Here is a 26,458-nt window from a genome sequence, read left to right as displayed (position 1 = left end):
GGGGGCGTAGGGGAAGTGGTAGGTATCAGAAATCGTACTGGAAGTGAACACCCGCGTAGAGGTCGCTTCCGAGATTATTCTCGCCTGTTGCATAAGTCGTATCTTTTGCAGTCAAAGTCTTCTGTGCGTCATTGCCGTTATAGAAATAAGCCACTTCCGGCTGGATATAAAAACCTTTCAAAGCCTCCCACTTGGCATTTATGAATGCGCCCTGTGTAGTCACGCAGTCTTCATATAAGACCGAGTTCGTATCGGTCTTCTTCACCTGGGACTGCTGGATTCCATAACCGGCATATATGGTTACCGGTTTTATGGGAATGCCCGCCTGTACCCATCCGCCGTAGCTGTTCACGTTCTTTATGTCGTTGCCTGCGGTATTTGCAACGGGCGCGCCCATGGTCGTTGTCTTCCTGGTGGAAGACCGCTGGTCAATGGAAAATGTGCTAAGGTTCTGGCCTAACCATAGTTCTGCCGCGAGTTGTATGACATCGGTCTTGAAAGTGCCGTCGAGGGCCAGGGCCCATGAGGTCACATTGATGGAATTTGTCGTATCCACTGCGTCGTTCTTCTTGAGTTCATAGGTCTGATAATACGCGCTGGGCATGATCATGAAATTGTCGGTCTTGTACTCGATCGATGCCTGTACAACCGGAACATAGCTGTCAACCATATGGCTGCCGCTGAAGGCCGTGTCGGAAACAGCGGTCTTCGTATCTTCGAGTGCAATGTTTGCGGTAAGTCCGCCAGTCTTATACGAATATCTGAACTGGGGATTGCGGCTCGGGTAGAGGTTGCCGAAACCGTTTAAGAGCTTGTCCTGCCTCAGGTGCTGTTCGGGATCGAGCGGTGCCAGCAGCGATGTTGTCTGGCCCAGAAGCACACTGCTGGAATCGTTGAAACTGTATTTTGCATACAGGTGTCTGGTGGTCCAGCTGGAGGTGTTTGTCGGGACAGCAACCTCATAGTAAGCCAACACGCCATTGTATGTAGCCTTGAGCCCCAATCTGCTGTTTCCGGGATTTTCCAGGAACCAGTCGGTCTGTTTCGATTCCTGTCCCGCAGGAGTTTCGGGTGTGCTGCCCAGGTCGGAAAATCTGTAGCCTGCATCGAGTCTGATGCTGCCGTTTAATTCCCAGTCAATGTCAGCAAGCTTGAATTTGGCGGCATGTGATGCCATTGGGAAACCTGTAATCAGAATAATTGTTGCTAAAGCTAAAATCCATTTTTTGCCCATGCAAGTCTCCTTTCAACAAATAAATTTTTGTGAAAGTTAATACCGGCAGGCAGTTAGGATGCCGTTAACGGGATATGAAAAATCGGTTAACGGTTTATGAAAAAATGGTTAAGCCGCTGTTTATGATTGTTGGCAATCAATATTCGCTGTAAATATATAATTACTAACCCTATCAGGAGAAACGCATGGCATTTTTAATAGCGGCAGTGGATGACGAACCGGATATCCTGCATCTTGTAAGCCTGCATCTTAAAAAGGCTGGCTTTGAGGTCGCCGGTTTCCATGACGCCTTCAGCTTCAGGAAGTTCATTGCAGGGATCAGAAAGCCCGACCTCATACTGCTTGACCTGATGCTGCCCGATGCCGACGGCATGGAAATATGCAAAGCTCTCAAATCCGACGATGAGACAAAGGAAATCCCTGTGGTCATGCTTACAGCCAAAAGCATGGAGTCCGACAAGGTGACAGGCCTCGATACCGGGGCCGATGACTATATCACCAAACCCTTTTCCCCGCGTGAAATGGTGGCCCGTGTAAAAGCGGTACTCAGGAGGACCGGGGGATTGCCGCAGGGAATAATAAGAATAGGAGACCTGATCGAAATCGACCATGAGCGTTTCAGGGTGACGGTCAAAGGTGAAGCCGTCACTTTGACTGCCGTCGAATTCAAGATACTGGCCTTTCTGGCCGCCAACAGGGGGAAGGTATTTTCAAGGGAAAGGATACTGGATCATTTATGGGGAAACGAAAAAGCGGTCATTGACCGTACCGTCGATGTACATATAAAAAACCTTAGAGAAAAGCTCGGAGAGGGCGCATCTCTCATCCAGAATGTCAGGGGTGTGGGATACAGGATTGAAGAATGAAGAAATCCCTGTTTCTTAAAGTCTTTACGGGATTATTTATAACCGCCGTCATAATATCGGCCGTAACTCTTTTCCTCTCCTTTGAAGTCATCTATGACTTTTACATCGAAAAAACGGAAAATTCGCTGATAATAAGAAACAGGCCTGTTTATGAGAAGGTGTCAAAACTGCTTTCGAAAGGTAGTATAAAAGAACTGAGGTCTGTGGTCAGCCATTACGGCAACCTCAACATGAACCGCATAACTGTGATTGACTCTGAAGGCGTGGTTCAGGCTGATTCGGCTGTCGACCCTTCTACCATGTACAACCACAAATCAAGGCCTGAAATAGCTGCTGCATACAGCGGAAAGACCGGCCGTTCAGTTAGGTACAGCGCAAGCGTGCTGAAGGAAATGATATATGTGGCCGTACCTTTGAAGAAAGACGGAAATATAATCGGTGTGATCCGCTATAGCCTGCCGTCTGAAGGATATATATTCGGCAAGCTCAAATGGCGGCTTCTTTTCATCCTGTGTGCTATAAGCATTTTATCGTTTATTGTCGCATACATATTCTCGGTCAGGGTTTCAAGGCCAGTGCTTGAACTCAGAAACGCGGCAAGAAAAATCGCTTCAGGAGATTTTTCCATTCGTGTCAGGAGAATGGAGGAGGCTGAACTCCGCGGGCTGGCGGACAGCTTCAACGATATGACCGAAAAGCTCTCTTTATACTTTGACAGCACTGTGAGGCACAAAGACGAACTCGAAGGCATCATTTCATCCATGTCCGAAGGTCTTGTCCTTCTCGATTCGGACGGCAGGATCGTTATCGTCAATGCCAGCGCAAAGGATATTCTCGGTACATTAAGCCCTGAAGGCAGATTTTACTGGGAAATTCTGCGTTCGGAATCGCTTAAGAATATTTTTGACATCGGCCTTAATCATGCCCAGACCGAAATTGAGATATCGGGCAGAGTATTTCTTGCAAGTGCTACCAGAGTTATTTCGGGTCATGTCCTTATATTCCACGACATTACAGATATGAAAAAGATCGAACAGATGAAAAAAGAACTGGTCGTCAATATATCCCATGAACTGAGGACACCGCTCACAGCGATAAAAGGCTTTGTCGAAACAATCCTGGATGATGCCAGTGAGGAGCAGAGGGAGTACCTCAATATCGTAAAACGCCACACGGACCGCCTTATAAATATTGTCCAGGACCTGCTTATTCTCTCGGAACTTGAGGACAGGGCTGTCAGCATGAGTGTGGAAAAGATTGAACTGAGCTCCGTGATAAACTCTATCGTAACACTCTTTGAACCCAAAGCCACACAGAAAGGCCTTTCATTGAAGACCGACCTGAGGCCGGTTGCCATATCAGCGGACAGCTTCAGGATAGAGCAGCTCCTGACAAATCTCATAGACAATGCCATCAAATATACCGAAAAGGGTGAGGTTTTAGTGGGATTGAGGACCGAAGGCGGTAATGCAATAATAACCGTCAGGGACACGGGTATCGGGATTCCGAAAGAGCACCTTGCAAGGATATTCGAAAGGTTTTATGTCGTCGACAAGTCCAGGTCGCGCAGTGTTGGAGGAACCGGTCTGGGGCTCTCGATTGCAAAACATATAGCTACCCTTCACAACGGGAGGATCACTGCTGAAAGCATACCATTGACAGGTACGGTCTTTACCGTAACACTGCCGATTGAATAATTGTCCAATACTTTATATAGTCACAAAAAATAACCGAGGTTGAAAAATGGACAAGTTTGTTATCGACGGCGGCAAGACCCTCATCGGCGATGTGTGTGTATCGGGTTCAAAAAACGCAGCGCTACCTGTTTTATGCACCTCTATTCTTGCCGGCGGTCTGTGCAGATATAAAAACATTCCCCAGCTGATGGACATAAAAACCATGCTGGAAGTACTGGGCGTGCTGGGTGTCAGATGGGAAAGGCTTGAGTCCGGTGTCGTCGAGATTGACCCCTCGAATATAACCTGCTTTGCTGCGCCTTATGATCTGGTCAAGAGCATGCGAGCATCCATCCTCGTGCTGGGGCCTCTTCTGGCCAGATACGGACAGGCCAAGGTCTCACTGCCGGGAGGATGTGCAATCGGGGTCAGGCCTATTGACCTGCATTTAAAGGCGATGGAAAAAATGGGGGCCGAGATTGAACTTAAACACGGCTATGTCTATGCAAAGGCGAAAAAGCTTAAAGGCTCACGCATTATATTCAACAACACGACGGTCGGCGGTACGGAAAACGTCCTGATGGCTGCAAGCCTGGCCGAAGGCACGACAATAATCGAAGGTGCGGCTATGGAACCCGAGATTGTTGACCTGGCCGATGCCCTTATTGCAATGGGCGCACATATCGAAGGCGCAGGCCGCAGCACGATAACCATCGAAGGAGTAAAAGAGCTGGGCAGACTTGAGCATACGGTCATACCGGACAGGATAGAAGCGGGCACCCTTATGGTTGCAGCCGCCGTAACAAAGGGAAGACTCAGGATTAAGAACGCCAGAAACGATCATGTAGAGGCCATATCTGAAAAGCTGAACGATATGGGCATTAAAATAACTCAAGCCGGAGATGGAATAATCGAGATTGACGGCGATGTGGACTTAAAGCCCGTTGATGTCAGCACGGCGCCTTTCCCGGGCTTTCCGACTGACATGCAGGCTCAGATCATGACGCTTGCCTGCATTGCGGGAGGCGTTTCAAGCATAACCGAGAACATATTCGAAAACCGCTTCATGCATGTGCCGGAGCTGATCAGGATGGGTGCCAATCTTGAAGAAAGAGGGAACACGGTCATTATCCACGGCATTAAACGCTTTGAAGGCGCCAACGTCATGGCGACGGATTTGAGGGCATCGGCAAGCCTTGTTCTGGCAGGGCTAAATGCAAGGGGTTATACGGAAATCCGCCGCATATACCACCTGGACAGGGGTTACGAAGGGCTCGACAAGAAACTGAATTCCGTCGGGGCTTCGATCAGGAGAGAAAAGGGAGGTCTTTGATATCATGCAGACCATCAGAACATCCGAGACAGGGTGGAAAATTAAACTCGATGAAATCCTTGACCGCAAGAGGATCACTTCGCCTGATATCGATATCGTTGTCAGGGAGATTATAGAAAAAGTCAGGGAAGACGGAGACAAGGCCCTTTTTGACCTTACACGCAGGTTTGATGAATACGATCCTGAGAAGAACGGTATTGCATTTACCTCAAAGGAGATAAACAAGGCTGCATCGAAAATTGATAAAAGCCTTTACGACGCGCTCTTGACTGCGGCTGAAAGGATTGAGGCGTTTCATTTGCGGCAGAAGGAAAATTCATGGATAACAACGGACGAAACCGGTTCCATCCTGGGGCAGAAAGTGACGCCGATTGCGAGTGTTGGCGTCTATACTCCCGGCGGCCGGAATGCATTTCCATCCACCTTTCTCATGAATGTGATCCCTGCGAAAATTGCAGGGGTAAAGAATATTGTCGTTGTCTCACCGACTCCCAAGGCCAGGGTGAATAACGCACTGCTTGCGGCCGCACACATTGCCGGCATTGAAAAAATCTACAGAATAGGCGGCGCCCAGGCGATTGCTGCCCTTGCCTTCGGTACCGAATCCGTTCCGAGAGTTGATAAGGTGGTGGGCCCGGGCAATGTCTATGTTGCCCATGCAAAGTCAATCCTGCAGGGTATTATAGGTATCGAGGCGGTGGCCGGGCCTTCTGAGATCGTCGTTGTCGCAGACAGCGGGGCAGACCCGAGATGGGTGGCGATAGACCTCTTGTCTCAGGCGGAACACGATACGGCGGCCTCGTCCATGCTTATTACGCCGGATAAAAAGCTGGCGGCGCAAGTTATGAAACTTATTGAAAGCGAGATGGAAAGTCTGCCCAGGAAGGATATCGCTAATGAATCGCTTGCAAGCCACGGGGCGTTCATCCTTACGCACGATATCAGCGAGGCCCTCGACATCGCCAACATGATTGCCCCTGAGCATCTGGAGCTCATGGTCGGAAATCCTTTTGAACTGCTAGGCAGAGTTGAAAATGCCGGGGCGGTATTCCTCGGATACCATTCAATGGAATCGATAGGCGATTATATAGCAGGCCCCAATCACACGCTGCCGACTTCCTCGACGGCAAGGTTCTACTCGCCTCTGGGGGTTTATGATTTTGTGAAAAGGACTTCCATTGTCGGAATGTCCGAAAAAGCTGTGCTCGAGCTAGGGTCAAAGGCGGCCTGTATTGCCCGGGCGGAAGACCTGGAGGCACATGCCCGAGCAGTGGACTATCGCAAAAGATAACGAGGTAATCAGGCGGATAAGCCGGACTCTTGATGAGAGCGACTACCTTGTCGGCGGCAGTGTAAGGGATCTGCTGCTCGGTAAAATCCCCGTCGACTACGACATACTTACCTTCGGCAACGTATGGGACAAGGCCTTAACACTAGCGTCCTGCCTGGGTTCGAAACCGTTCTGGATGGACGAAAGCCGCGGCATAGCAAGGACCGTATCGAGAGATGGCATCACTCTCGACGTGTGCGCACCCAAAGGGTCGAGCCTGAATGAAGACCTTCTTAACCGCGACATCACCATCAATGCAATTGCGCTTAACCTCGCAAACATGGAAATACATGACCCGTTAAACGGTGTCAGCGATCTTAACAGCAGGACTATCAGGGCCGTATCGGAAAAAGGGTTCGCAGATGATGCACTGAGGACTTTCAGATGTCTCAGGTTTGCTGCAGTGCTCGAGTTCTCGATAGAGGACGGCACGACCTCATTGATAAAGAAATATGCGCCGGGGCTGAAAAATATCGCACCGGAACGGATAAAACAGGAGCTGGTCTGCGCCCTTTCATATAAGAGAGGCGCAGGTATATTCTCCCTCATGGAAGAGACGGGAATCAGGGAAATCCTGTTTCCGGGATACGAAGACATATATCAGGGTGTTTACCACCGCTGGCCGCTTATAAAGCACGCCACACTCGTTGCCGAGACCGTTGATGCGCTTATTGACGAAGCGGAAGATCTCCTGCCGGGGGCAGGTGCTATGCTGTCCGAAGAGGTTGAGGACGGCATTGACAGGGCCTGCATGCTCAGGCTTGCCGCTTTTATGCATGATATCGGGAAACCTTCGACTCGCGAAGACGCTGAAAACGGCATGGTGCATTTTTATGCCCATGCCGGCGCTGGTGCGAAAATTGCGGATACGCTTTGCAGGAACCTCAGGTTTTCATCCGCCTTCTGCTCGAGTATCTCAGGACTGATCGGCATGCATATGAGGGTCCTGGATCTGGCCTGCGGCGGAATAATGACGACAAAGGCGATGCATAGGCTTATAAAGAACGCTGAAGCATTCATGCCGGAACTCCTGCTTCTTTCTCTTGCCGATGCCGTGGCTACAGGTAAAGACCCCGGCTATATAGGCGTCAGGACAGAGATTGAAGAAATGATAAGACGCATCTGGGAATATTATATTGATGTGTATCTGAACAACAGGAAAGAGCCTCTTTTAAACGGCAACGATGTCATGGCTGAACTCGGGATAGGACCCGGCCCGGAAGTCGGCAAGCTTCTTGTCAGGGTCGAGGAGGCCCGTGCGGAAGGTCTAATAACAAATAAAAGCGAAGCTTTGAATTTTATCAAATTGAAAGAGTCAGACTGAAGAATGAAAGACAAGGAACCCTGGCTAAAAGACCGTGAGGAAAGGGTAAAGATCCATGACAGAAAGGGCCGGGAAAAGCTCATAGAATTTTACGCCCCTAGGGAACCTCTTGTGATGCAAGCGGTGCTCAGGTTTCTCGAAGCGGAAAAGAAACTGCCCATAAGGCTGGTGCACCGGATATTCGATGTCCTGGCATCGGCGACCGTCGTGACAAAAATCATGAGCGCTAACGAAATATATGATTATATCGACAAACTGCCGGAGGAATTTCCCATTGCTGCGGGCCCTTGCGCATGCAGGCTGGATACGGCCAAAGATCTCGGGCCGGATGCAAGGGATATTGCAGGTGGCAGGCTCGACATGTTCATGGATACCCCGATCGATGTCGATATCCAGATAGGCACATGCGGCGAAAAGTTCGGCAGGCTCGAGACATACCGGATAATAAGCAAAAAGGAACTTCTTGAAATCGAGACGAGTTGCCAGAACATGGGACTCGTGTCAAACGTTTATGTGATAAGGGACGGGGACGCCGGAATATGCCACTGCTCTTCACCCACATGCGCGCCCTTTCTTGCAAACGAGGCCATAGGGTATAAATCCAGAGTGATTATTCACGGCGACTTGATTGCAGCTACGGACAACTCGAAGTGTGATGGTAGAGGGAGATGTGCGCAGGTCTGCCACTTCAAGGCGAGGCAGGTGATAAAAAGGAACGGGAAAAAACAGTCTTCACTGGTATCGTATGAGAGGTGCTACGGGTGCGGACAGTGCATAAAGGTCTGCCCCAACAATGCAATAAGCATGGTCCCCAGAAAAAGATGGCCGGAACATGTAACCGGAGAGCGATGAATGGCGGGAGCATTCTTTGATCTTTTCGGGATTGAACCTGCGCGCTTCATGAAGACGATGTTCGAGGTGAGCCTCATTTCGATGTTCGTCTTATGTTTTGCGCATTCCACCTGGGTGCACGGATGGAAAAGGACACTGAGGGAATTTTCGGCAGGTTTTTTCCTTACCGCGGTCGTTGAAAATCTGGGCGTGCTCTGCGGGGCGTACATATACCCCGGCTTCAGTGTTTATGTTTATGCGACGCCTCTTTTAAACCCGCTTTCCTGGGTGGCGATAGTATATATCGTGATCGAATTCACGAACCGCATAGTTTACGGGCCGCGCTCCTTGAAGACTTATGAAAAGGACGGATACCACCCGGAAGCCAGGGAATTTGCATTATTCAAAGGTTCCATCGTAAAAACCATACTTCTCCTGGCTGTGATCGATGCAAGCATCTGCGTGATGATTGACCTCATAGAAGACCCTCTTGCCACGATATACAACTGGTGGCTCTGGGTGCCTTGTGAAAAGGGCGTAGTATCGATCGGTCCCGGGGTGATAGACGCCTACAATTTTGATAACCATGTCTTCATGACCACGCCGGATAATGCGGTACTCAGGTTTTTTGCAGGGTTCTTTCCAGACGGCCTCAGGTATCCCACAAGGATTCTGGGTATCCCGCTCATCAATTTCATAGACTGGATTCTGCTGGTGTTCATGTTCTCGTTCTCGTTCAGATGGGTTGAATCCAAAAACGGCTGGGGTGAGATCAAAAAAACGGTCGTTTTATACCTCATGGTGATTGTCATCATGATTTTATTACCGGTTACCATACTGTTCAACATCTGATAAAGGGGTGACTGTCATGAATGAGACATCAGAAAAAGACATTTCATTTCCGGATAAGGGCCTCAAAAGGCGGATTGTATGGCTTCTCAGGTATCACTTCCATGTAATGCTCTTCTTGTATGTCTGGTTCGGGCTCGTCATATGCGGCCTTCTTGCGCCGGATTGGAGGGTGGAACAGCTTGGCAGCTCTCTTATCAGCAAAGGATGGCACCTGTCAGTGCTGAGCACGCTCATTGTACTCCCCTGGCCTGTAATTTATTTTATCAGATTCAGAAGACAAACAGGATTGCCGGATGAAACTGAAGAAAATAAAGACTTTAAGGAATAGACATGCACATCTCGCGAAAAGCAGAAGACATTAAGCCCTTTCTTGTAATGGACATACTCGAGGCGGCGCATGACCTGCCCAATGAAATGGGCGTCATTCATCTCGAAGTGGGCGAGCCCGATTTCGACACGCCTCTTTGCGTCAGGACGGCGGCCATAAAGGCTATGGAAGAAGGAAAGACCCATTATACGCATTCTCTGGCCATACCCGAACTGAGGGAGGCGATATGCGCACATTACAAAAGAACATACGGGGTTGACGTTGACCCTTCACAGGTGCTTGTGACAACAGGTTCATCCGCGGCTCTTCTCATTGCATTTGCAGTGCTGCTGGATGCGGGTGACAGTATTATCATGACCGATCCCCGCTATGCATGCTATCCGAACTTTGCACGCGTTCTGGATGCAGTGATAGATTATGTGCCTACACGTAACGACGGATTCAGGCTCGATCCCGATAGGGTGAGGGCTGCCATTCATCATAATACCAGGGCCATACTCATAAATTCCCCGTCAAACCCAACGGGCGTGTGTCTGGACAGGGACAGGATGGCTGCGCTTGCCGAATCAGGCATAACGATAATATCCGACGAGATATATCACGGCCTTGTTTATGAAGGCGAGCAGCATACAATGAGAGAATTCACAGACGATGCCATTATCATTAACGGTTTTTCAAAGGCCTGGGCCATGACAGGCTGGCGGCTTGGCTGGGCGATATTCCCGAAAAGGCTTATAAGGGCTGCGCAGAAGCTGCAGCAGAATCTTGTAATATGCGCGCCTTCTTTTGCACAGTGGGCGGGAGTGGCCGCCCTTGAAAAAGCCGGTCCCGACTGCGAGGCCATGAAGGAGGTTTTCGCAAAACGCAGGATTGTAATGCTCTCCGAAATGGAAAAATACGGCTTCAGGGTCGAGTCAAGACCCACCGGCGCATTTTATGTAATGGCGAATATCGATCATATAACGGATGACTCGTACAGGCTTGCATTTGACATACTCAAGAACACGGGTGTCGGCGTGACGCCAGGTATCGACTTCGGGCATGAGGTAAAGAGTTTTATACGGTTTTCCTATGCCAATTCCGAGGCTAATATCATTGAAGGCATCCGCAGGGTAGGCCTGTACTTGAAGGGTTTGTGATATATGAAAATCAAGCATGCGGATTATGCAGGCACCGTCCATGACGCAAGGGAGCATGCCCCTGAGGTTACGTTTGCAGGCAGGTCCAATGCAGGTAAGTCTTCACTGATAAATGCCCTGCTCGGAAGGAAAAACCTTGTCCAGACAAGCAAGGTTCCCGGCAAGACGCGAAACATCAATTACTTTATTGTGGAGACTGTTGAGATGCCTCCGATCTACATGGTGGACATGCCGGGTTACGGCTATGCCAGGATCGCAAAGGGTATGAAATCGGAATGGGACGGACTGGCAAGGCGCTATTTCACGGGGAATGCAAGCCTTAAACTGCTGATTATTGTAATGGATATCAGAAGGGATATCGAGGAAGAGGAAAGGATGCTGATCGATATTGCATCCAGGATGGGAGTTGGCGTACTTATTGCCGCGACAAAGGCCGACAAGGTGAACATGTCGGAAAGAAACAGGCTGATTGCGGCACTCAAAGCATCGTCAACCGCTAAGGTAATTGCAGTATCTTCGGTTGACAGATCGGGCATCGATAAGGTCTGGCAAATAGTGGAATCTTCCATTGGAGCGCCCGGAGATATGTCATGAGCAAAATCAGGGTAGGGATAATATTCGGCGGACGTTCAGCCGAGCATGAGGTCTCGCTGCAGTCTGCAAAAAACGTGATAGCAGCGATTGACAGGAATAAATACGAGGTTGTTCTCATCAGTATGGACAAAGAGGGCGGATGGCATCTGACCGATGAGACAGGGTACCTTCTCAATGAAACCAATCCCAAACTCATTGCGCTTAATAAAACCGGAAACGAACTTGCCCTTGTCCCCGGCGAAAGCAGCAAACAGCTCATGGACATTAAGAAAGAAACCGCAATCGGCCGCCTTGATGTCGTATTTCCCGTATTGCACGGCACATACGGCGAGGACGGCACGATTCAGGGCATGCTGAAGCTTGCCGACATCCCATTTGTCGGTGCCGGTGTGCTGGGTTCCGCAGTGGGAATGGACAAGGATGTTGCAAAGAGGCTGCTTCGGGATGCCGGTATAAGGATCGCCGATTTTATCACGCTTAGAAAGGAAGCTGACGCCGATTTCAAGAAGGCAGTAGAAAAACTCGGACTGCCTCTTTTCATCAAGCCTGCGAATATGGGCTCATCTGTAGGCGTCAGCAAGGCTGATTCAGAAGAAGAGTTTATGGCCGGTGTCAAAAAGGCGTTTGAATACGATATGAAGGTCCTTGTAGAGGAATGTATAAAAGGCCGGGAGATTGAGTGCTCAGTGCTCGGAAATGACGATCCCATTGTTTCAGTACCCGGTGAAATAATTCCAAACCATGAGTTCTATTCCTACGAGGCAAAGTACATAGATGAGAACGGCGCGATCCTTGAAATTCCGGCCAAGTTGCCAGAAGGAAAAGTTGCCGAGTTCCGTGAGACGGCGAAAAGAGTCTATGAAACGCTTAATTGCGAAGGTATGGCGCGTGTTGATTTTTTCCTCAAAGAAAGCGGCGAGATAATAGTAAATGAGATCAATACGATACCAGGCTTCACCAGGATAAGCATGTACCCTAAATTGTGGGAAGCATGCGGAATATCATATAAAGAACTCATAGACAGACTTATAGGGCTCGCCCTAGAAAGGTTCGAAAAACAGTTTCGTTTGAAAACCGGATATGACTTGTAAAATTTTTGTGATAAAATAATGTCATGGAAGGTAAAGAACAGAATCTGATCTCCATAATCATTATAGCGGTTTTTCTTCTGGCGCCAATGATCATGAAGCTGCTCGGTAAAAAGTTCGTGGTCAAACAGCCGCATGCAGAGGAAGAAGAACCTGATGACAGCATGCATCATCCACATTCCCCGGAAATTCCAAAGCCGCCCCGGTTGACTCCTGAGCCGGGAGACCATATGCCGCCCCCGGTGCACCAGACATTTTCAGACAAACCCATCAAGCCAAAATGGTTCTAAGGAACAAATCTGGCAACATTCAGATAAGGTTTCTTGCAGGTTTCATTATCATACTTGTCTGCTTTTTCGGATTTTATATAACACGGGCTTTCAAACTGACACCGGAGTTGATGTTAAAGCCGGAAATAGTCAAGCCTGTTTCAAGTCAATGCAGGCATGTAAGGTCGGACATTATCGATGCATGTATTCCTGATGATATGGGTTTTGAAATTATGAACGGTTCAATAAGGTTTTTTTCAAGCAGCAAACATGTTTCAGGATTGATATCCAAAGGTAAAAACAGCGGTTACGAAACGCAGATAAAATCTGTGCTCAATAAGCCTTTTAACAGGATGATGTCAGGAGATTTATCCTCGAAAAGCACTGCAGAAATCATGAAAAACGTATTTGAAAAGCGGTATAATCCGGTATTTTTCGGAGTGAGGGCGGACATTGTCCCCAGGTGGATGCGGGGCGATGATACGGCATGTATCATCTTTCCGGAAGGGGCTGACGGAATAGGGTTCCTTTCTTCTTCTAAGCAGATGGGGCTGGTGTTTGATAAAAAGGGTCTTATCGTAATCCAAGTCGACGGAAGTCCGGATAAGCCCTTTTTATCTTTCCTTATGGGTACTGTTAATCTACTGCGAGAGGAATAACAAGAACCGGGCACGCCGGATCTTTCAGGTACCTGGTCACATAATCTTCCTTGAAGAACGAAAAAGTTCTGAAATCATGGCCGATTACCAGGATGTCGATACCGATTCTGTCTATTTCTTCCTGAATGGCTTCAACGATATCGCCTTCTTTTATAATTCTTTTTGAGGCGTCGATCTCTCCTATAGTCTGCATGCAAACGGCATAGAGCTTGTCTTTGGCGGATTTCATCATCTCGCTGGAAAGGCTGTCAGTGCTCATATGCGGCACATAAAACCCTGCGAACCTTCCTAAATCTGTTACCGTATGAAGAAAGAAGATTTCAGCTCCAGTAAGGTCCGAGACTTGTTTTGCGTATTCAATAACATATCTGCTGCTTTTGCTGAGGTCCACATAACACAATATCTTTTTTATTTTTTTAACTTTCTGTTTTGCCATATTATAGATACCCTCCTATGTAGTGATAAATCTTTTCTTGTTAAGTACGCCTGTAACGACATCAAGGATTTCTTTCATATGAAAAGGTTTTGCGACAAAGGCATCAGCCCCTTTTTCCAGAGCGATCTTTCTCGCTTCGCTTATACTGTAGCCTGTAATAAGAACAACCGGTAAATCCGGATGCCTGTCTTTTATGAGGCCCATCAATTCGAGGCCGTCCATTCCCGGCATGTGTATATCCGATACTATGACATCATATCCGTTTGCTGCTATGAGCCTGAGTGCATCCGTACTTTCGGTTGTGGTATCTACAATAAAACCGCAAGCTTCCATATACTCATGTATTACTTCAGTAAGTTCCTGAGAATCATCAACTATCAAGATTTTTGACTGTTCTGGCATAGATTATTCTTCACTCGGAAGATTTATTATTTCATAGTCTGGAAATGAAGTATATTTCCTCGTCTCGGCATTGGTAAGTTTGGCGAGTTTCTCCATGACCTCCTTGATGGAAAATATCTGCTTTTCAATTGTTTCAAGTGTTTTCTTCACCTTGATATCTTCAATATCTTTAAAAAGAAGCTGGAGGATTTCCACATTTCCAAGGATTATATTAAGAGGCGTATTGATCTTGTCAGACAGTGTGATTGTTGTCTTTGCTATTGCGCTTGTTTCCTGAATACGCTTCTGCTCTTCACCGAAGTTCTGCATTTCCAGGGCGCGTTTTACGCGGTAGCACAGCTCTTCTTCATCGCACGGCTTGAGCAGGTAATCATAGGCGCCAAGCCTGAGCGCCGATACTGCGGTTTTGAGCGATCCGTATCCCGTTATAAGGATAAATATGGTCTGAGGTGATACGAGCTTGACATTTTCGAGAAGCTGCAGGCCGTCCATTCCTTCCATTACGAGATCGGACAGTATAAGATGAATTCTCTGTTCGCTTATAATCCGGACGGCTTCTTCACCGGAACCGACATCCACAGCATCGTATCCATAACCTTTGAGAATGTTTACAAGCGAGTACCTGATGATTTCCTCGTCGTCGACAATCAGTACGCGTTTTCTTTCTGTGTTTTCCATATGTGAAGACACAATAGCATTTTGAAAGGGTATCTTCAATAAAAAGTCCAACTTGAAATTTTGGTAATTAATGCATATAGGCCGGATATTGTAATAGCAGAGAGGTAAGCGAGATGACAAAAAAGGCCAGACAGGAAACAAACGTGAAACATATCGGCATTGTGTTTTCAGGCGGTCCCGCCCCTGCGGCAAACACGGTTATATCAGCGGTTGCTGCGGCATGCCTTAAAAAAGGAATAAAAGTCACGGGTTTTCTCTACGGGTACAAGTTTCTTGAAAACTACAGCAGGGATAAGGGCCTGATCAAGGACCGGCATTATATCGAAATTGATTTTGATTTGATCCGTGGTCTCAGAAATTCACAGGGGGTAATCATACATAATTCCCGTGCAAATCCGGGAAGTGCCATAAAAAAATGGTCTGATCTGAAGGACCCGGTCAAGAATGCAAAGCTAGTAAATATCTTTAATGCCTTTGAAGACATGAAGATTGACGGTTTGGTTTCCATTGGCGGTGATGACACCTTGAAGACTGCGAATTATCTCTACAGTTTGCAGAAAGAGGTCAAGGGATTGAGGCCGGTTAAGGTGGTACATGTTCCGAAAACAATAGATAATGACTATCAGGGCATTGACTGGACCTTCGGCTTTTTCTCCGCCGCCGAGCATGCAGCCCTCAATATCAGAAACCTGATGGCCGACAGCTTCACATCCGGGAGCTGGTTCATCGCCGAGATCATGGGCAGAAAGGCTGGATGGCTTACATATGCCGCTGCCATGATGGCGGAGGCACCTAAAATGATCTCGGTGGAAGATATTGACGAGGATGTCCTTGATATTGACAGACTTGCCACGGATATTTCCATGCTCGTCGAGGCAAGAAAAAAAGCAGGCCTTGATTTTGGTGTCGTCTGTGTAGCCGAAGGGATTGCCGATAAGCTTCCCGATGAGATACGCCTTAAGGAAATAGACAATCACGGCAATGCCGTGCTCACCAACCTGGAAATAGGCAAGATGCTTTGCGATAGACTTACTGAAGTCCATAAAAAAAGAACAGGAGAAAAGGTGAAATTCATACCGAAACAGATCGGCTATGAAGCAAGGTGCACAGCGCCCAACGGCTATGATGTCATCATGGCAAGCCAGCTCGGGGCCGGGGCATGCCGGGCGATTGCGGAAGAAGGCTTGAACGGAGTAATGATAAGCCTCGGCGAGCAGCTTTCTCTGAAATATGTGCCCTTTAAGGAGCTTATTGATCAGAAGACAGGACTGACCAGACTCAAATTCATCGAAAGGGACAGCGATTTTTACAGGCTGGCCAGGGTGATGGAGTTTTAAATCGGCGTTCGATGAGAGGAAAATGACAAGACGCGAAAGACTGATGGCCACACTTCGAGGTGAACAGGTTGACCGGCCGCCAGTCTCGTTCTATGAGATCAATGGCTTGGATGAAGACCCGGGAGACAGCGATCCCTTCAACATCTACTCGCATTCTTCCTGGTGGCCGTTAATTGAGCTTGCACGCGAGAAGACGGACAGGATCGTCATGAGGGGGGTTTCCTACAAATCTGTTCCCCTTGATCCCATTTTTGAATTGTCCTCAACTGAGTCGATACTATGCAATACAAGCCAGTTCTCCACATGGCGCATTCAAGCTTGCGGCCGGACGCTGACGTCCCGTACGCGGCGCGACCTTGATGTAAACACGGTATGGACGGTGGAGCCTCTCCTCAAGGATGTCGATGACCTGCGTGCTTTTCTCGACATTCCTCCTCCCGCTCCGAAGGACAATGTGGATCCCTGTCAGATCCTCGAAACAGAGTCCTTGCTGGGAGATACCGGCATTGTTATGATTGACACCCCCGACCCCCTCTGTCAAGCTGCCTCGCTATTTGAGATGGGTGAGTACACAGTCATTGCGATGACCGAACAGAAACTGTTTCATAAACTGCTTGAACGTTTTGCCTCAACGCTGCTGCCGGAGACCGAAGCCGCAGCCAAAGCGTTGCCCGGCCGTCTTTGGCGTATATACGGCCCGGAATATGCATCTCCCCCTTATCTGCCGCCGTATCTGTTTCGTGAATACGTCTGCCGTTACGTGAGCCCGATGATTCAGGCGATTCAGAAGTACGGGGGGTATGCCCGAATTCATTCGCATGGCAATCTCAAACTCATTCTCGATGACATCGTGTCTATGGGTCCTGATGGTCTTGATCCCATAGAACCACCACCTCAGGGTGATGTAGAGTTGAGATATGTACGCGATCGGTATGGGAGCAACATGGTGCTCTTCGGAAACCTCGAAGCATCCGACATCGAAAACCTGCCAACGGAGAAGTTCGCGGAAAAGGTCAAACGGGCAATCGCAGAGGGGACTTCAGGATCTGGTCGCGGCTTTGTCCTGATGCCATCCGCATGTCCATACGGTAGGAACCTTTCTCCTCTGGCCATGAAGAACTACGAAAAGATCATCGAAGTCGTCGAAGCCCAATAAAAGAATGATCGAAACCAAGCGATCCGGTCGACGCTTAACGGCGCGTCTGAACGCGTGCGTTTAAAAGCACTACTATGATTTGATCTGAAAAAGAGCATCAGGGACGAAAGTTGGATTGATATGGAACGGGAATGAGGGGACGTTTTTCGGATATTCGGTTCAAATTTGCACTTCTTCTGAATTATACTGAAAGACTTAAGATCTTATCCGCAGATATAACTTTAAAAAACGATCAGGCAATTGTTTCCATAATATCACGAGATACATACTTCCTTCCAAAACGGAAAAAGATCTCATTAAAAAAATTGATACAGCTTTAGTACAATCTTGATAACTCACGGGCTTACCGGTTCATCAGCTTCCTTCCCGTCTAAACCACCCTGTTCGGAGGCTCTTCTCCTTTTATGAATGCAGTCAGGTTTTCCACCGCCATATGCGCCATCTTTTCCCGGGTCGAGTTTGTTGCGGATGCGATATGGGGAAGGAGGACTGCGTTTTTCTGCTTCAAAAGCATCGGGTTGACAGCAGGCTCGAATTCATAGACATCGAGACCCGCCCCCCTGATTATGCCTTTATCAAGGGCTTCCGCCAGGGCCGCTTCATCGATCACGGGGCCGCGTGAGGTGTTTATAAGTATGGCTGTCGGTTTCATAAGCCTTAATTCCCGTTCTCCTATAAGGTGTTTCGTTGCCGGCAGCAGAGGCACATGAAGTGAAACGAAATCGGATACGCTCAGAAGTTCATCGAGAGGAAGCCTTACTGCTCCTAGACTTTTTTCAAGCTGTTCGTTTGGCTTTTCATCTGCATAGATTACCTTCATATCAAAGCCTTTTGATCTCATCGCGAACGCCTCACCTATCCGTCCCGTTCCGACAACTCCCAGTGTTGCGCCTGCTATGTCGACTCCGAGCATAAGGCTGGGGTCCCAGCCTGTCCATGCGCCTGACCTCAGATAAGCATCCGATTCCGTTATTCTCCTGGCCACGGCAAAAAGAAGCGCCCAGGCAAGATCTGCCGTAGCGTCGGTAAGAACTCCGGGTGTGTTGGTTACGACGATGCCTCTTTGTTTTGCGGCATCAAGGTCAATGTTGTTAAATCCTACTGCATAATTGGAAATTATCTTAAGACTGCCTCCTGCGTAATCCATAATCGAGGCATCGATTGAATCGGTCAGGAGGCACAGAAGGCCGTCTTTGCCTCTAATCATTTTTTTCAATTCGTTTTCAGGGATTGGATATGAATTTTTCCATAATTCAATTTCAGCACTCAATGCCAGATTTTCAAGCGCATTGCCGGGCAGGCTTCTTGTAACAAGTATCTGCATGCCTATCTCCCTTTTCAGTAAATGTCTGCATTGATGATATTTATTCAGAGGGCAATATACAAACGAAAAATAATATTAAAATTTTTAAGAGGAAAACCGATAAGATTAAAATGAGAATAAATAGTGTTATTAAATACCTTTTTTGAACTGGAGATGTGAATGGAACAGAGCATCTACAAAAGTACAAAGATAATTGTTGTTGATGACGAGGTTGAGACTTTAAACCTTATAAGCGATTATCTGAGTGATAAAGGCATGGATATATCGGTTGCGGAAACCGGAGAGAAGGCCGTTGAACTTATCAGGGAGCATGCCTACAATATCGCCATACTTGATCTTTATCTGACCGACACCACAGGGATTGAACTGCTGCGTGAAATCAAGGAATACCATCCCAAAATTCAGGCAATAATGATAACCGGTTACGGATCGATTCATGATGCGGTGGAATGCATGAAAATGGGTGCTGCTGACTTTATTACAAAACCGCTACATCTTGATCATCTGCACCTGACAATCAACAAACTGCTTGAAAATGCAAGGCTTCTCGAAGAGGCCGAAATGGCAAATTATTACAGGATGCTTTCTCATACGGACGAACTCACCGGCCTGTTTAATCTGAGGCATCTTCTGCCGACGCTTAAAAAAGAGGTGGACAGGCACATCAGGTATGATCATACCCTGACCGTTGCAATGCTCGATATAGATAATTTCAAGAGATACAATGATACACACGGCCATGAGGCAGGCAACAAGCTGCTGGTCGGCCTTGCAGAGGCGCTGAGACACAACACACGAAACTGCGATATTCTGACCAGGTACGGCGGTGAGGAATTCGTTATAGTCTTTCCTGAAACCAACCCCGAAGAATCAAGCATGGTAGCACAGAGAATCTGCAGATCTCTTGAGTCCACGCTGGGCATTACCATCACTGTAGGTCTGGCCTGTCTGCCCAAGGATACGATGAACGGTGATGAGCTTATAAAAATGGCTGACAAAGCATTGTACTGGGGAAAATCAAACGGCAAGAACCGTATTGTGGTCTATTCTCCCGAGATGACTATCTTCAAATAGAGGTCTCCGGCTGCTCCGCCAAGACCTTTCCTTCCCATGCCTTTAAGACGCAGGACTGTTCCGTTCGTGCTGCCTGCAGGAACGGTGATGTTAAGCCTTTTTTGTGTTAACCCCGGACGATATGAAAAAGTCATTTCTCCGCCAGTTTTCGCAAGTTGTTCAGAGACCGAAAAATCCCTGTGGATATCCATAACGTTGTGAAAAAATGTCCCGGCGCTGTCGGCCGCCAGCCTTACCAGGCTCCTTCCTATTATATCCCGGGGCCTGCCGCCCCGTATTATTGCCTCATATGCGACAATTTTGCCGACATGCAGCATGCGCTCTATCCATTCCGGTGGTATGGGCAGATCTGTAAGCACCTTGCTGAAAGCAGTGTTGGTGAAGATATCATCGTACACATGCTGCCGGTCGAAGCCTGCGGTACGCGATATATCGTACAGCCTTCTCTTTGAAGGATCTATGAGGACTCCGTAAGCTTCTGTCAGGAGTTTGAATTCTTCCTCGGTATCCGGGTTGTCCGGGTTGGTGTCAGGGTGAAGCCTGAGCGCCATTCTCCTGTAGGCTTTTTTTATCTCATCCGCAGAGGCATTTTTATTTACGCCAAGGATTTCATAGTAATTTATTGACATTCGATTTTTATAAACCACCGGGAGGCATTTTTACAAGACATCAGGAAAAGGAAAATATAAAGCGCTCGGAAGGCAACTCTATTGCAGTAAGGTTTCTTCCATAGACCGCCCCTGTATCTATGCCTATCTTATCGTCTCTAACAAAAGGTTGGGTAAACGGGCAATGGCCGAAGATGATTTTTTTGTCAAGACCGGTCGGTGTTTCGTGAAATTCCCCCCTTATCCATATCAGGTCCATCGCATCCTGCATCTTGAGCGGTATGCCGGGTTTTATTCCCGCATGTACATAGATGTATCTGTCGTCTTCATGGATCCATTTCAGTTTTGTCATGAAGTCTTTGTGATCTTCAGGCAGATTCTCCGCCAGTACCTTACCGGACGCGGTTTTCTTTCCGGTATAGGAAAGCACCGTCATTTCGCCGCCGTTTGAACGGAACATGCTGCGGTTTCTGCCGAATGTCATGTATTCGATGAGCATGTCTTCGTGGTTGCCCCTTAAAAAAATGCATCTGCAATGAGAAGAGAGCTTTATCAAGGCATCTATTACGCCTTTCGTGTTTTCTCCCCTGTCGATATAATCGCCCAGAAAGATCAGGCTGTCGTGAGGTTTCGGGTCGATTTTCTTGAGCAGATCCTCAAGCTTGTCAAGGCAGCCGTGTATGTCACCAATGGCAAATTTTCTCATGCGGACAAGTTACCATACGGCGGCCGATGCGTAAAGGAATCCGAAGGTCATGGAATTTCCAATGTCCGCTTGACTTGGGGATGTCTTTTGGATACGGTATGACACTCGTTAAACCAGTATTATTATGTAGGAGGACCATCGATGAGAAGATTTGGTACGGAAAGTTTAAGAGATATAATTCTGGTCTCCCATTCGGGATCAGGAAAGACATCGCTCGGAGAGGCAATGCTGTTCAATGCCAAGGCGACCACCAGGCTCGGCAAGGTGCTGGAAGGGAATTCGGTCCTGGATTTCGAGCCCGAAGAGCAGAAAAGGCAGTCTTCGGTGTTCAGCGCGCTGCATAATTTCAAATGGAAGAACAAAGGTGTGATGCTCCTTGATACGCCGGGTGATGCGAACTTCTCATCGGAAGCTATTCTTGGCCTTAAATCGGCGGATAATGCGATTTTTGTAATCGATGCGGTCGATTCAATCAAACCGCACTCTGAAAACCTCTGGCAGCTTGCAAAAAAAGAAGGCCTTGCCTGTGCATGCTTTGTGAACAAGATGGACCGGGAACGAGCGGACTTCGATCAGGTGCTTTCTGACATTCGTGAGATGTTCGAAACGAAACCTCTTCCTCTGACAATCCCTATCGGCAAGGAAGAAGGCTTTCAGGGCATAGTGGACGTACTCAAAAAGAAGGCATACATTTTCGAGAAAAACGGCAGCGGGAACTTCAAGGAAACCGAAGTACCTGCGGATATGACGGATATACTTGAAGAAACATATTCCAAGGTAATCGAAGACCTCGCCGAAGTTGATGATACTCTCATGGAGAAATACCTTGAAGGCGGTGAATTGAGCGCGACAGAGCTTTCTGGTGCTCTTAACAACGGTGTTGCACAGGGTGTTTTCCTGCCCGTTTTTGCTGGTTCCGCACTTTTGAATATGGGCGTCCAGATGCTTATGGATTTTATTATAAACTCGATGCTCAGCCCGAAAGACAGGAAACCCCTGGTTCTTAAATCAGCAGACGGAAAAACCAGAGAAGTGAAGGCCGAGGAAAGCGAACCGTTTGTCGGTTATGTGTTCAAGACAATGAGCGATCCCTACACCGGCAAATTGAGCATAATCAAGTGCCTCTCTGGAACACTTGGGCCTGACTCACAGCTTAACAATCCCAACCGCGGCATAAAGGAGCGGATCGGTTCGATTGTGGCCATCGAAGGAAAAACACAGAAACCGCTCGAGCAGGTTGGCCCCGGAGACCTGTTTGCAGTAGCAAAACTCAAGGAAACGAAAACCGGCGATACGCTTATAAGTGATAATTCCGATATGATGCTTCCAAGTCCGGAGTTCCCTGAAGCCATCATGAACATGGCCATATCGCCAAAAACAAAAGGCGATGAAGACAAAATTATGCCCGGTCTTCAGAAACTCATGGAGGAAGACCCGGTTCTCAAGGTTATACGTGACGAACAGACCGGCGAATTCAAACTTTACGGCCTTGGTCAGATTCACATCGAGCTTACTGTTGACAGGCTGAAGCGCCGTTATAATGTCGAAGTTGAGCTTAAGACACCCAAGGTCCCATATAAGGAAACGATTACCGCGACAGCAAGGGTTCAGGGCAAGTACAAGAAGCAGACCGGAGGTCACGGCCAGTATGGAGATGTGTGGATTGAAGTTGTTCCGCTGGAACGCGGTGCCGGTTTCGAGTTTGTTAACGCAATCGTCGGCGGGGTTATCCCCAGGAATTATATTCCGGCAGTGGAAAAGGGATTGATTGAAGCAATAAAAGAGGGGCCGCTTTCCGGAAATCCCGTTGTTGACCTCAAGATAAGCGCGGTAGACGGTTCATACCACGAGGTGGACTCGTCCGAAATGGCATTCAAGATTGCTGCATCAATGGCATTCAAGAAGGCGATGGAGAGCTGTAAGCCGATACTGCTCGAGCCCATAATGAAAATCGCTATAGTGGTGCCTGAAGACTGTATGGGTGATGTTATGGGAGATCTCAACAGCCGCAGGGGAAAGATCGAAGGCATGAACGCCAAAGGAAAGTACCAGGAGATCAAGGCTAGCGTGCCTCTTGCCGAAGTCCTCATGTATGCGTCCGACCTTACCTCAATGACATCAGCCCGCGGGTCTTATTCGATGAGCTTTTCACACTATGAACCCGTACCTTTCAATATCCAGGAAAAGGTCGTGGCCGAGGCGAAGGCGGCCAGAGAGGCAAAAGAGAAATAACGATAAAATAAAGCCCCTTGAGCAGGGGCTTTATTTTTATCTGAGCTATGGAAGATAAAAGCAGGCCACAGATAGAAAAAGAATATAACGAACGGTGGCTGCCGGTTATCATTCAGATCCAGACCAGAAGCCTGACCGTGCCGGGAAAACCGCGCATTTCGTTTGTAAAAGAAACAGCAGGTGACGGACTTGCAGACTATGCGGAGATAGCGGGCCAGTATTCGATTGAAGACGATGGTTTCATCGGTACGGATTCGTTTGAATTGGAAGCCGGTGAAGTAAGTCTGGAAGCCTTTGAAGAGGATCTGGAAGATCTTCCAAGTGAAGAGAAAGAGCGCAAAACAAACAGTCTGTATCTTCAGCTTCAGGAAATGACCGTGTCGAAGAAAATCGAGTTTGCAATGAAATGCAACAAGGAGGCCAGGACAATCCTCATTCGCGACAGCAACCGGCTGGTTCAGATGTCCGTTATCAGGTCTCCGAAAATAACAGAAAGTGAAGTTATTACGATAGCCAACAACCGCTCCGTTCATGAAGATGTTTTAAAGTATATTTCAACCCAGCGTGAATGGATGAAAAATTATGAAGTCAGAGTCGCCCTGGTCTTCAATCCCAAGACGCCTCTATTCATATCAACCAAACAAGTGCAATATATGAAGGAAAGAGAACTTTCCAAGCTTGGGAAAAGCAAGGCGGTTCCGAGAGTCCTAGGCTTGACAGCTGTCAGAAGACTCCATGAGGTGAAGAAGTGAAGGCCGGCATACTTACATTGAGTGACAAGGGATCCAGGGGAGACCGCGAGGATTTAAGCGGAGTGGTCATCAGAGGGATGCTTGAAGGTCTGGGGATTGAGGTTGACACATATGAGATTATTCCCGATGATGCCCTCCTTATTTCATCAAAGCTTAAGGAATGGAGTGATTCCAAAGGATTGAACCTGATTATGACAACAGGCGGGACAGGCCTTTCTCCAAGGGACGTCACGCCTGAGGCAACGCTGGCTGTAATTGATAAAAGGGTTCCGGGCATGGAAGAGGCCATGAGGATGGAAAGCCTGAAAAAAACACCCAATGCCATGATATCAAGGGCTGTTGCAGGGATTCGGGGAAGGACGCTCATCATCAATCTGCCGGGAAGCCCGAAAGCGGTTAGAGAGAATCTGGAGGTAATTCTCCCTGCCCTGCCGCATGCGCTCTCCAAGCTGGACGGCGATATGAGCGATTGTGCCGGCTAGAGGTCTTTTCGGTAATGGAAATTCCCATTATCAAAGGCCGTCTGGCGGAGTTGATCTCTTTATATTTCCATGGAAAAAATCAGACACCAGAAAATTTTTTACATCCTGCTTGCGACGCTTTTCGGCTGCATCAACTTCATGGCTGTTTATGCTTTTGCCGGGAAGAAAACCCCGGACAGTAATAATGCACAGGAGCACTATACAATGAACGGGTTTCGCAATATTTACGAAAACCCGGAACATGGTTTCACAAGTCTTCTGCGATGGAAACTGGGGCTGGGGCCGGATGAACCGCCCGCCATTTCTAATAGCCTGATGTCACCCTATGTGCCTGATATAGCTGTTCCCGATTATCAGAAGATATATCATCCTGATCCCGGCAAAATCCAGATTACCTGGATAGGCCATTCAACGTTTTTAATCCAGGTTGAAGGAATCAATATCCTTACAGACCCGATTTTCAACGGCAGTTCATCACCTTTTGCCGGCATAGGTCCCAGGCGGCAAAGCCCCCCCGGCATTCCCTTTGACCGCCTGCCGCCGATCGACGCCGTTTTTCAGAGCCACAACCACTATGACCATCTTGATTTGTACACTGTCAAAAAGCTGGGCAACAAGCCTGTATATTTTGTTCCCCTTAAGCTCGGGAAGTGGTTCAAAGAACAGAATATTACTAACTATGTGGAGATGGACTGGTGGGAAACATCTATGTATGGTGGCATCCGCATCGTGTCGGTTCCGGTTCAGCATTTTTCAGGGCGATCCATGAGTGACAGAAATAAAACTCTCTGGGCAGGATGGGTACTGGAAACAAGCCATGGGAAAATATTCTTTGCAGGTGATACGGGCTACTCGCATCATTTCAGGGAGATCAGTGATAAGCTGGGAAAGATGCGTATTGCGCTTTTGCCCATAGGGGCATACCAGCCTCGCTGGCTCATGAAGGCAGTTCATATGGATCCACCGGAGGCATTGCTGGCTCACAGGGATCTTCAGGCGGAAAAGTCCGTTGCCATGCATTGGGGAACATTCAAGCTCACCGATGAGCCGCTGAATGAACCGCCTGTTTATTTAAAAAAAATCATGAAAGAGGCAGGGGTGAGCGATGACTCCTTTCTGGTTATGAATTTCGGAGAAACAAGGGTTTTTTAAAAGCTCATACAGGAAATACCATATCCCTTTGTCTTATAAGATACTCATATTTTAATCTGACATGTGTTCCCGTTTGAAAGTTTTATTTAAGGGATTTAACGTTTTTTTCGATAAATTTTCGGATGCATCAGGCGAAGGAGCATCCGCAATTCAGTTTTTTCCATTCAATCTTTTATGAAAACAACCAGTTACAATTTTTTTAGATTTTGATGCAGAATTGGCATGGTTCTTCCTAGAGAGATATGCAGTTAAACAAAAAAATAAGGTAGCGGGAGGGATTAAGATGAAAAGGACAGTACAGACATTGATCGTATCGGTATTCGTTGTATTAATCACGGCATCATTTGCTTTTGCTGCAAATGCAGTGTCCGGTGAAGGCAATTTCCCTTATTTCAATCTCGGATGCCTTATCATGGGCGGATTGACCATCGTATCTTTGAAATACAGATATCAGAAAATGTATCTGAGCGAGGCAGTCGGGTCATTTGCCCTTTATGCGGTTATGGTTACACTGTTCACTGCGCCGGCTGTTGAAGCTATAAAAGGCTTGGTGAGCTGATTAATACAGGTAACCCTTCCCTTTCTGAGAAAAAGGG

General features: G+C 47.8%; 28 protein-coding genes. 21 read left to right on the top strand and 7 right to left on the bottom strand.

Features of this window, described 5'->3' with window-relative positions; genetic code table 11:
• Positions 1-25 precede the first annotated feature (25 nt).
• Positions 26-1,234 (bottom strand): hypothetical protein, encoded by a 1,209-nt coding sequence (locus VIS94_08650; protein ID HEY9161141.1) that lies wholly within the window; start codon positions 1,232-1,234, stop codon positions 26-28.
• A 185-nt stretch (positions 1,235-1,419) separates the two neighbouring features.
• On the opposite strand from VIS94_08650, the gene VIS94_08645 reads away from it, so the two are divergent.
• The 13 genes from VIS94_08645 to VIS94_08585 all read left to right on the top strand — a co-directional run bounded on the left by VIS94_08645 (position 1,420) and on the right by VIS94_08585 (position 13,523).
• Complete coding sequence (locus VIS94_08645; GenBank protein HEY9161140.1) at positions 1,420-2,100, top strand: response regulator transcription factor; 681 nt, start codon at positions 1,420-1,422, stop codon at positions 2,098-2,100.
• The gene (locus VIS94_08640) at positions 2,097-3,797 is read left to right on the top strand and encodes an ATP-binding protein (protein ID HEY9161139.1); all 1,701 of its coding nucleotides are present in this window, start codon (positions 2,097-2,099) and stop codon (positions 3,795-3,797) included. Before VIS94_08645 ends, VIS94_08640 begins: the two co-directional genes overlap by 4 nt.
• A gap of 46 nt (positions 3,798-3,843) precedes the next feature.
• Positions 3,844-5,109: a UDP-N-acetylglucosamine 1-carboxyvinyltransferase gene (gene murA / locus VIS94_08635; GenBank protein HEY9161138.1), complete on the top strand. Its 1,266-nt coding sequence runs from the start codon at positions 3,844-3,846 to the stop codon at positions 5,107-5,109.
• 4 nt (positions 5,110-5,113) lie between these two features.
• Complete coding sequence (gene hisD, locus VIS94_08630) at positions 5,114-6,400, top strand: histidinol dehydrogenase (protein HEY9161137.1); 1,287 nt, start codon at positions 5,114-5,116, stop codon at positions 6,398-6,400.
• The gene (locus VIS94_08625) at positions 6,369-7,763 is read left to right on the top strand and encodes an HD domain-containing protein (protein ID HEY9161136.1); all 1,395 of its coding nucleotides are present in this window, start codon (positions 6,369-6,371) and stop codon (positions 7,761-7,763) included. The genes hisD and VIS94_08625 overlap by 32 nt, the downstream gene beginning before the upstream one ends.
• Before the next feature lie 3 nt (positions 7,764-7,766).
• Positions 7,767-8,615 (top strand): 4Fe-4S dicluster-binding protein, encoded by an 849-nt coding sequence (locus VIS94_08620; GenBank protein HEY9161135.1) that lies wholly within the window; start codon positions 7,767-7,769, stop codon positions 8,613-8,615.
• A complete protein-coding gene (locus VIS94_08615; GenBank protein HEY9161134.1) occupies positions 8,616-9,446 on the top strand; it encodes a hypothetical protein in 831 nt (276 codons plus the stop codon).
• Positions 9,447-9,462: 16 nt separating this feature from the next.
• Positions 9,463-9,774, top strand: coding sequence for a hypothetical protein (locus VIS94_08610; GenBank protein ID HEY9161133.1), 312 nt, complete (start codon positions 9,463-9,465; stop codon positions 9,772-9,774).
• A gap of 2 nt (positions 9,775-9,776) precedes the next feature.
• A complete protein-coding gene (locus VIS94_08605) occupies positions 9,777-10,913 on the top strand; it encodes a pyridoxal phosphate-dependent aminotransferase (protein ID HEY9161132.1) in 1,137 nt (378 codons plus the stop codon).
• Positions 10,914-10,916: 3 nt separating this feature from the next.
• Positions 10,917-11,507, top strand: a complete 591-nt coding sequence (gene yihA / locus VIS94_08600; protein HEY9161131.1) for a ribosome biogenesis GTP-binding protein YihA/YsxC — start codon at positions 10,917-10,919, stop codon at positions 11,505-11,507.
• Positions 11,504-12,598, top strand: coding sequence for a D-alanine--D-alanine ligase (gene ddlA / locus VIS94_08595; GenBank protein HEY9161130.1), 1,095 nt, complete (start codon positions 11,504-11,506; stop codon positions 12,596-12,598). Before yihA ends, ddlA begins: the two co-directional genes overlap by 4 nt.
• A gap of 23 nt (positions 12,599-12,621) precedes the next feature.
• The gene (locus VIS94_08590; GenBank protein ID HEY9161129.1) at positions 12,622-12,885 is read left to right on the top strand and encodes a hypothetical protein; all 264 of its coding nucleotides are present in this window, start codon (positions 12,622-12,624) and stop codon (positions 12,883-12,885) included.
• A 110-nt stretch (positions 12,886-12,995) separates the two neighbouring features.
• The gene (locus VIS94_08585; GenBank protein HEY9161128.1) at positions 12,996-13,523 is read left to right on the top strand and encodes a hypothetical protein; all 528 of its coding nucleotides are present in this window, start codon (positions 12,996-12,998) and stop codon (positions 13,521-13,523) included.
• Here the strand turns inward: VIS94_08585 and VIS94_08580 are convergent.
• The 3 genes from VIS94_08580 to VIS94_08570 are packed head-to-tail and all read right to left on the bottom strand — an operon-like array spanning position 13,501 to position 15,039.
• Entirely contained in the window at positions 13,501-13,959 is a 459-nt protein-coding gene (locus tag VIS94_08580) for a universal stress protein (GenBank protein ID HEY9161127.1), read from the bottom strand. The genes VIS94_08585 and VIS94_08580 overlap by 23 nt on opposite strands.
• Before the next feature lie 15 nt (positions 13,960-13,974).
• A complete protein-coding gene (locus VIS94_08575) occupies positions 13,975-14,361 on the bottom strand; it encodes a response regulator (GenBank protein HEY9161126.1) in 387 nt (128 codons plus the stop codon).
• A 3-nt stretch (positions 14,362-14,364) separates the two neighbouring features.
• Positions 14,365-15,039, bottom strand: coding sequence for a response regulator (locus VIS94_08570; GenBank protein HEY9161125.1), 675 nt, complete (start codon positions 15,037-15,039; stop codon positions 14,365-14,367).
• Positions 15,040-15,152: 113 nt separating this feature from the next.
• On the opposite strand from VIS94_08570, the gene VIS94_08565 reads away from it, so the two are divergent.
• Together VIS94_08565 and VIS94_08560 are read left to right on the top strand one after the other, a co-directional pair.
• Entirely contained in the window at positions 15,153-16,376 is a 1,224-nt protein-coding gene (locus VIS94_08565) for a 6-phosphofructokinase (protein HEY9161124.1), read from the top strand.
• A 22-nt stretch (positions 16,377-16,398) separates the two neighbouring features.
• Positions 16,399-17,532 (top strand): uroporphyrinogen decarboxylase family protein, encoded by a 1,134-nt coding sequence (locus VIS94_08560; protein ID HEY9161123.1) that lies wholly within the window; start codon positions 16,399-16,401, stop codon positions 17,530-17,532.
• A gap of 370 nt (positions 17,533-17,902) precedes the next feature.
• Here the strand turns inward: VIS94_08560 and VIS94_08555 are convergent, their stop codons facing one another.
• Positions 17,903-18,856: a D-glycerate dehydrogenase gene (locus tag VIS94_08555; GenBank protein ID HEY9161122.1), complete on the bottom strand. Its 954-nt coding sequence runs from the start codon at positions 18,854-18,856 to the stop codon at positions 17,903-17,905.
• Positions 18,857-19,015: 159 nt separating this feature from the next.
• Here VIS94_08555 and VIS94_08550 point away from each other — a divergent pair, with 159 nt between their 5' ends.
• A complete protein-coding gene (locus VIS94_08550; protein ID HEY9161121.1) occupies positions 19,016-19,930 on the top strand; it encodes a diguanylate cyclase in 915 nt (304 codons plus the stop codon).
• Here the strand turns inward: VIS94_08550 and VIS94_08545 are convergent.
• Positions 19,900-20,559: a DnaJ domain-containing protein gene (locus tag VIS94_08545; protein HEY9161120.1), complete on the bottom strand. Its 660-nt coding sequence runs from the start codon at positions 20,557-20,559 to the stop codon at positions 19,900-19,902. The two genes, VIS94_08550 and VIS94_08545, sit on opposite strands and share 31 nt — an antisense overlap.
• Before the next feature lie 40 nt (positions 20,560-20,599).
• On the bottom strand, positions 20,600-21,244 hold the full coding sequence (locus VIS94_08540) for a metallophosphoesterase family protein (protein ID HEY9161119.1): 645 nt from the start codon (positions 21,242-21,244) through the stop codon (positions 20,600-20,602).
• Positions 21,245-21,385: 141 nt separating this feature from the next.
• On the opposite strand from VIS94_08540, the gene fusA reads away from it, so the two are divergent.
• The 5 genes from fusA to VIS94_08515 all read left to right on the top strand — a co-directional run bounded on the left by fusA (position 21,386) and on the right by VIS94_08515 (position 26,421).
• Positions 21,386-23,476, top strand: coding sequence for an elongation factor G (gene fusA, locus VIS94_08535; protein ID HEY9161118.1), 2,091 nt, complete (start codon positions 21,386-21,388; stop codon positions 23,474-23,476).
• Between the two features lie 47 nt (positions 23,477-23,523).
• Complete coding sequence (locus VIS94_08530) at positions 23,524-24,228, top strand: hypothetical protein (GenBank protein ID HEY9161117.1); 705 nt, start codon at positions 23,524-23,526, stop codon at positions 24,226-24,228.
• Entirely contained in the window at positions 24,225-24,710 is a 486-nt protein-coding gene (locus VIS94_08525; GenBank protein ID HEY9161116.1) for a MogA/MoaB family molybdenum cofactor biosynthesis protein, read from the top strand. The genes VIS94_08530 and VIS94_08525 overlap by 4 nt, the downstream gene beginning before the upstream one ends.
• A gap of 69 nt (positions 24,711-24,779) precedes the next feature.
• Positions 24,780-25,862, top strand: coding sequence for an MBL fold metallo-hydrolase (locus tag VIS94_08520; GenBank protein ID HEY9161115.1), 1,083 nt, complete (start codon positions 24,780-24,782; stop codon positions 25,860-25,862).
• Positions 25,863-26,145: 283 nt separating this feature from the next.
• Positions 26,146-26,421 carry a hypothetical protein gene (locus tag VIS94_08515; protein HEY9161114.1) on the top strand — a complete coding sequence of 92 codons (276 nt, stop codon included), beginning with the start codon at positions 26,146-26,148 and terminating at the stop codon, positions 26,419-26,421.
• Positions 26,422-26,458 lie beyond the last annotated feature (37 nt).

It is taken from the genome of Desulfomonilia bacterium (genome assembly GCA_036567785.1).
Lineage (GTDB): Bacteria > Desulfobacterota > Desulfomonilia > UBA1062 > UBA1062 > DATCTV01.
The sequence above is the reverse complement of the archived record's forward strand: the minus strand, read 5'-3'. Positions and strand labels throughout refer to the sequence as shown.

Bases quoted from the DNA above. Each gene is read 5' to 3' on its own strand.
- VIS94_08550 (HEY9161121.1), top strand. From the start codon at position 19,016: ATGGAACAGAGCATCTACAAAAGTACAAAGATAATTGTTGTTGATGAC.
- fusA (HEY9161118.1), top strand. From the start codon at position 21,386: ATGAGAAGATTTGGTACGGAAAGTTTAAGAGATATAATTCTGGTCTCC.
- murA (HEY9161138.1), top strand. From the start codon at position 3,844: ATGGACAAGTTTGTTATCGACGGCGGCAAGACCCTCATCGGCGATGTG.
- VIS94_08615 (HEY9161134.1), top strand. From the start codon at position 8,616: ATGGCGGGAGCATTCTTTGATCTTTTCGGGATTGAACCTGCGCGCTTC.
- hisD (HEY9161137.1), top strand. From the start codon at position 5,114: ATGCAGACCATCAGAACATCCGAGACAGGGTGGAAAATTAAACTCGAT.
- VIS94_08515 (HEY9161114.1), top strand. From the start codon at position 26,146: ATGAAAAGGACAGTACAGACATTGATCGTATCGGTATTCGTTGTATTA.
- VIS94_08640 (HEY9161139.1), top strand. From the start codon at position 2,097: ATGAAGAAATCCCTGTTTCTTAAAGTCTTTACGGGATTATTTATAACC.
- VIS94_08585 (HEY9161128.1), top strand. From the start codon at position 12,996: ATGTTAAAGCCGGAAATAGTCAAGCCTGTTTCAAGTCAATGCAGGCAT.
- VIS94_08570 (HEY9161125.1), bottom strand. From the start codon at position 15,039: ATGGAAAACACAGAAAGAAAACGCGTACTGATTGTCGACGACGAGGAA.
- VIS94_08545 (HEY9161120.1), bottom strand. From the start codon at position 20,559: ATGTCAATAAATTACTATGAAATCCTTGGCGTAAATAAAAATGCCTCT.
- VIS94_08620 (HEY9161135.1), top strand. From the start codon at position 7,767: ATGAAAGACAAGGAACCCTGGCTAAAAGACCGTGAGGAAAGGGTAAAG.
- VIS94_08530 (HEY9161117.1), top strand. From the start codon at position 23,524: ATGGAAGATAAAAGCAGGCCACAGATAGAAAAAGAATATAACGAACGG.
- VIS94_08645 (HEY9161140.1), top strand. From the start codon at position 1,420: ATGGCATTTTTAATAGCGGCAGTGGATGACGAACCGGATATCCTGCAT.
- yihA (HEY9161131.1), top strand. From the start codon at position 10,917: ATGAAAATCAAGCATGCGGATTATGCAGGCACCGTCCATGACGCAAGG.
- VIS94_08580 (HEY9161127.1), bottom strand. From the start codon at position 13,959: ATGGCAAAACAGAAAGTTAAAAAAATAAAAAAGATATTGTGTTATGTG.
- ddlA (HEY9161130.1), top strand. From the start codon at position 11,504: ATGAGCAAAATCAGGGTAGGGATAATATTCGGCGGACGTTCAGCCGAG.
- VIS94_08565 (HEY9161124.1), top strand. From the start codon at position 15,153: ATGACAAAAAAGGCCAGACAGGAAACAAACGTGAAACATATCGGCATT.
- VIS94_08540 (HEY9161119.1), bottom strand. From the start codon at position 21,244: ATGAGAAAATTTGCCATTGGTGACATACACGGCTGCCTTGACAAGCTT.
- VIS94_08520 (HEY9161115.1), top strand. From the start codon at position 24,780: ATGGAAAAAATCAGACACCAGAAAATTTTTTACATCCTGCTTGCGACG.
- VIS94_08610 (HEY9161133.1), top strand. From the start codon at position 9,463: ATGAATGAGACATCAGAAAAAGACATTTCATTTCCGGATAAGGGCCTC.
- VIS94_08575 (HEY9161126.1), bottom strand. From the start codon at position 14,361: ATGCCAGAACAGTCAAAAATCTTGATAGTTGATGATTCTCAGGAACTT.
- VIS94_08590 (HEY9161129.1), top strand. From the start codon at position 12,622: ATGGAAGGTAAAGAACAGAATCTGATCTCCATAATCATTATAGCGGTT.
- VIS94_08650 (HEY9161141.1), bottom strand. From the start codon at position 1,234: ATGGGCAAAAAATGGATTTTAGCTTTAGCAACAATTATTCTGATTACA.
- VIS94_08560 (HEY9161123.1), top strand. From the start codon at position 16,399: ATGACAAGACGCGAAAGACTGATGGCCACACTTCGAGGTGAACAGGTT.
- VIS94_08605 (HEY9161132.1), top strand. From the start codon at position 9,777: ATGCACATCTCGCGAAAAGCAGAAGACATTAAGCCCTTTCTTGTAATG.
- VIS94_08625 (HEY9161136.1), top strand. From the start codon at position 6,369: ATGCCCGAGCAGTGGACTATCGCAAAAGATAACGAGGTAATCAGGCGG.
- VIS94_08555 (HEY9161122.1), bottom strand. From the start codon at position 18,856: ATGCAGATACTTGTTACAAGAAGCCTGCCCGGCAATGCGCTTGAAAAT.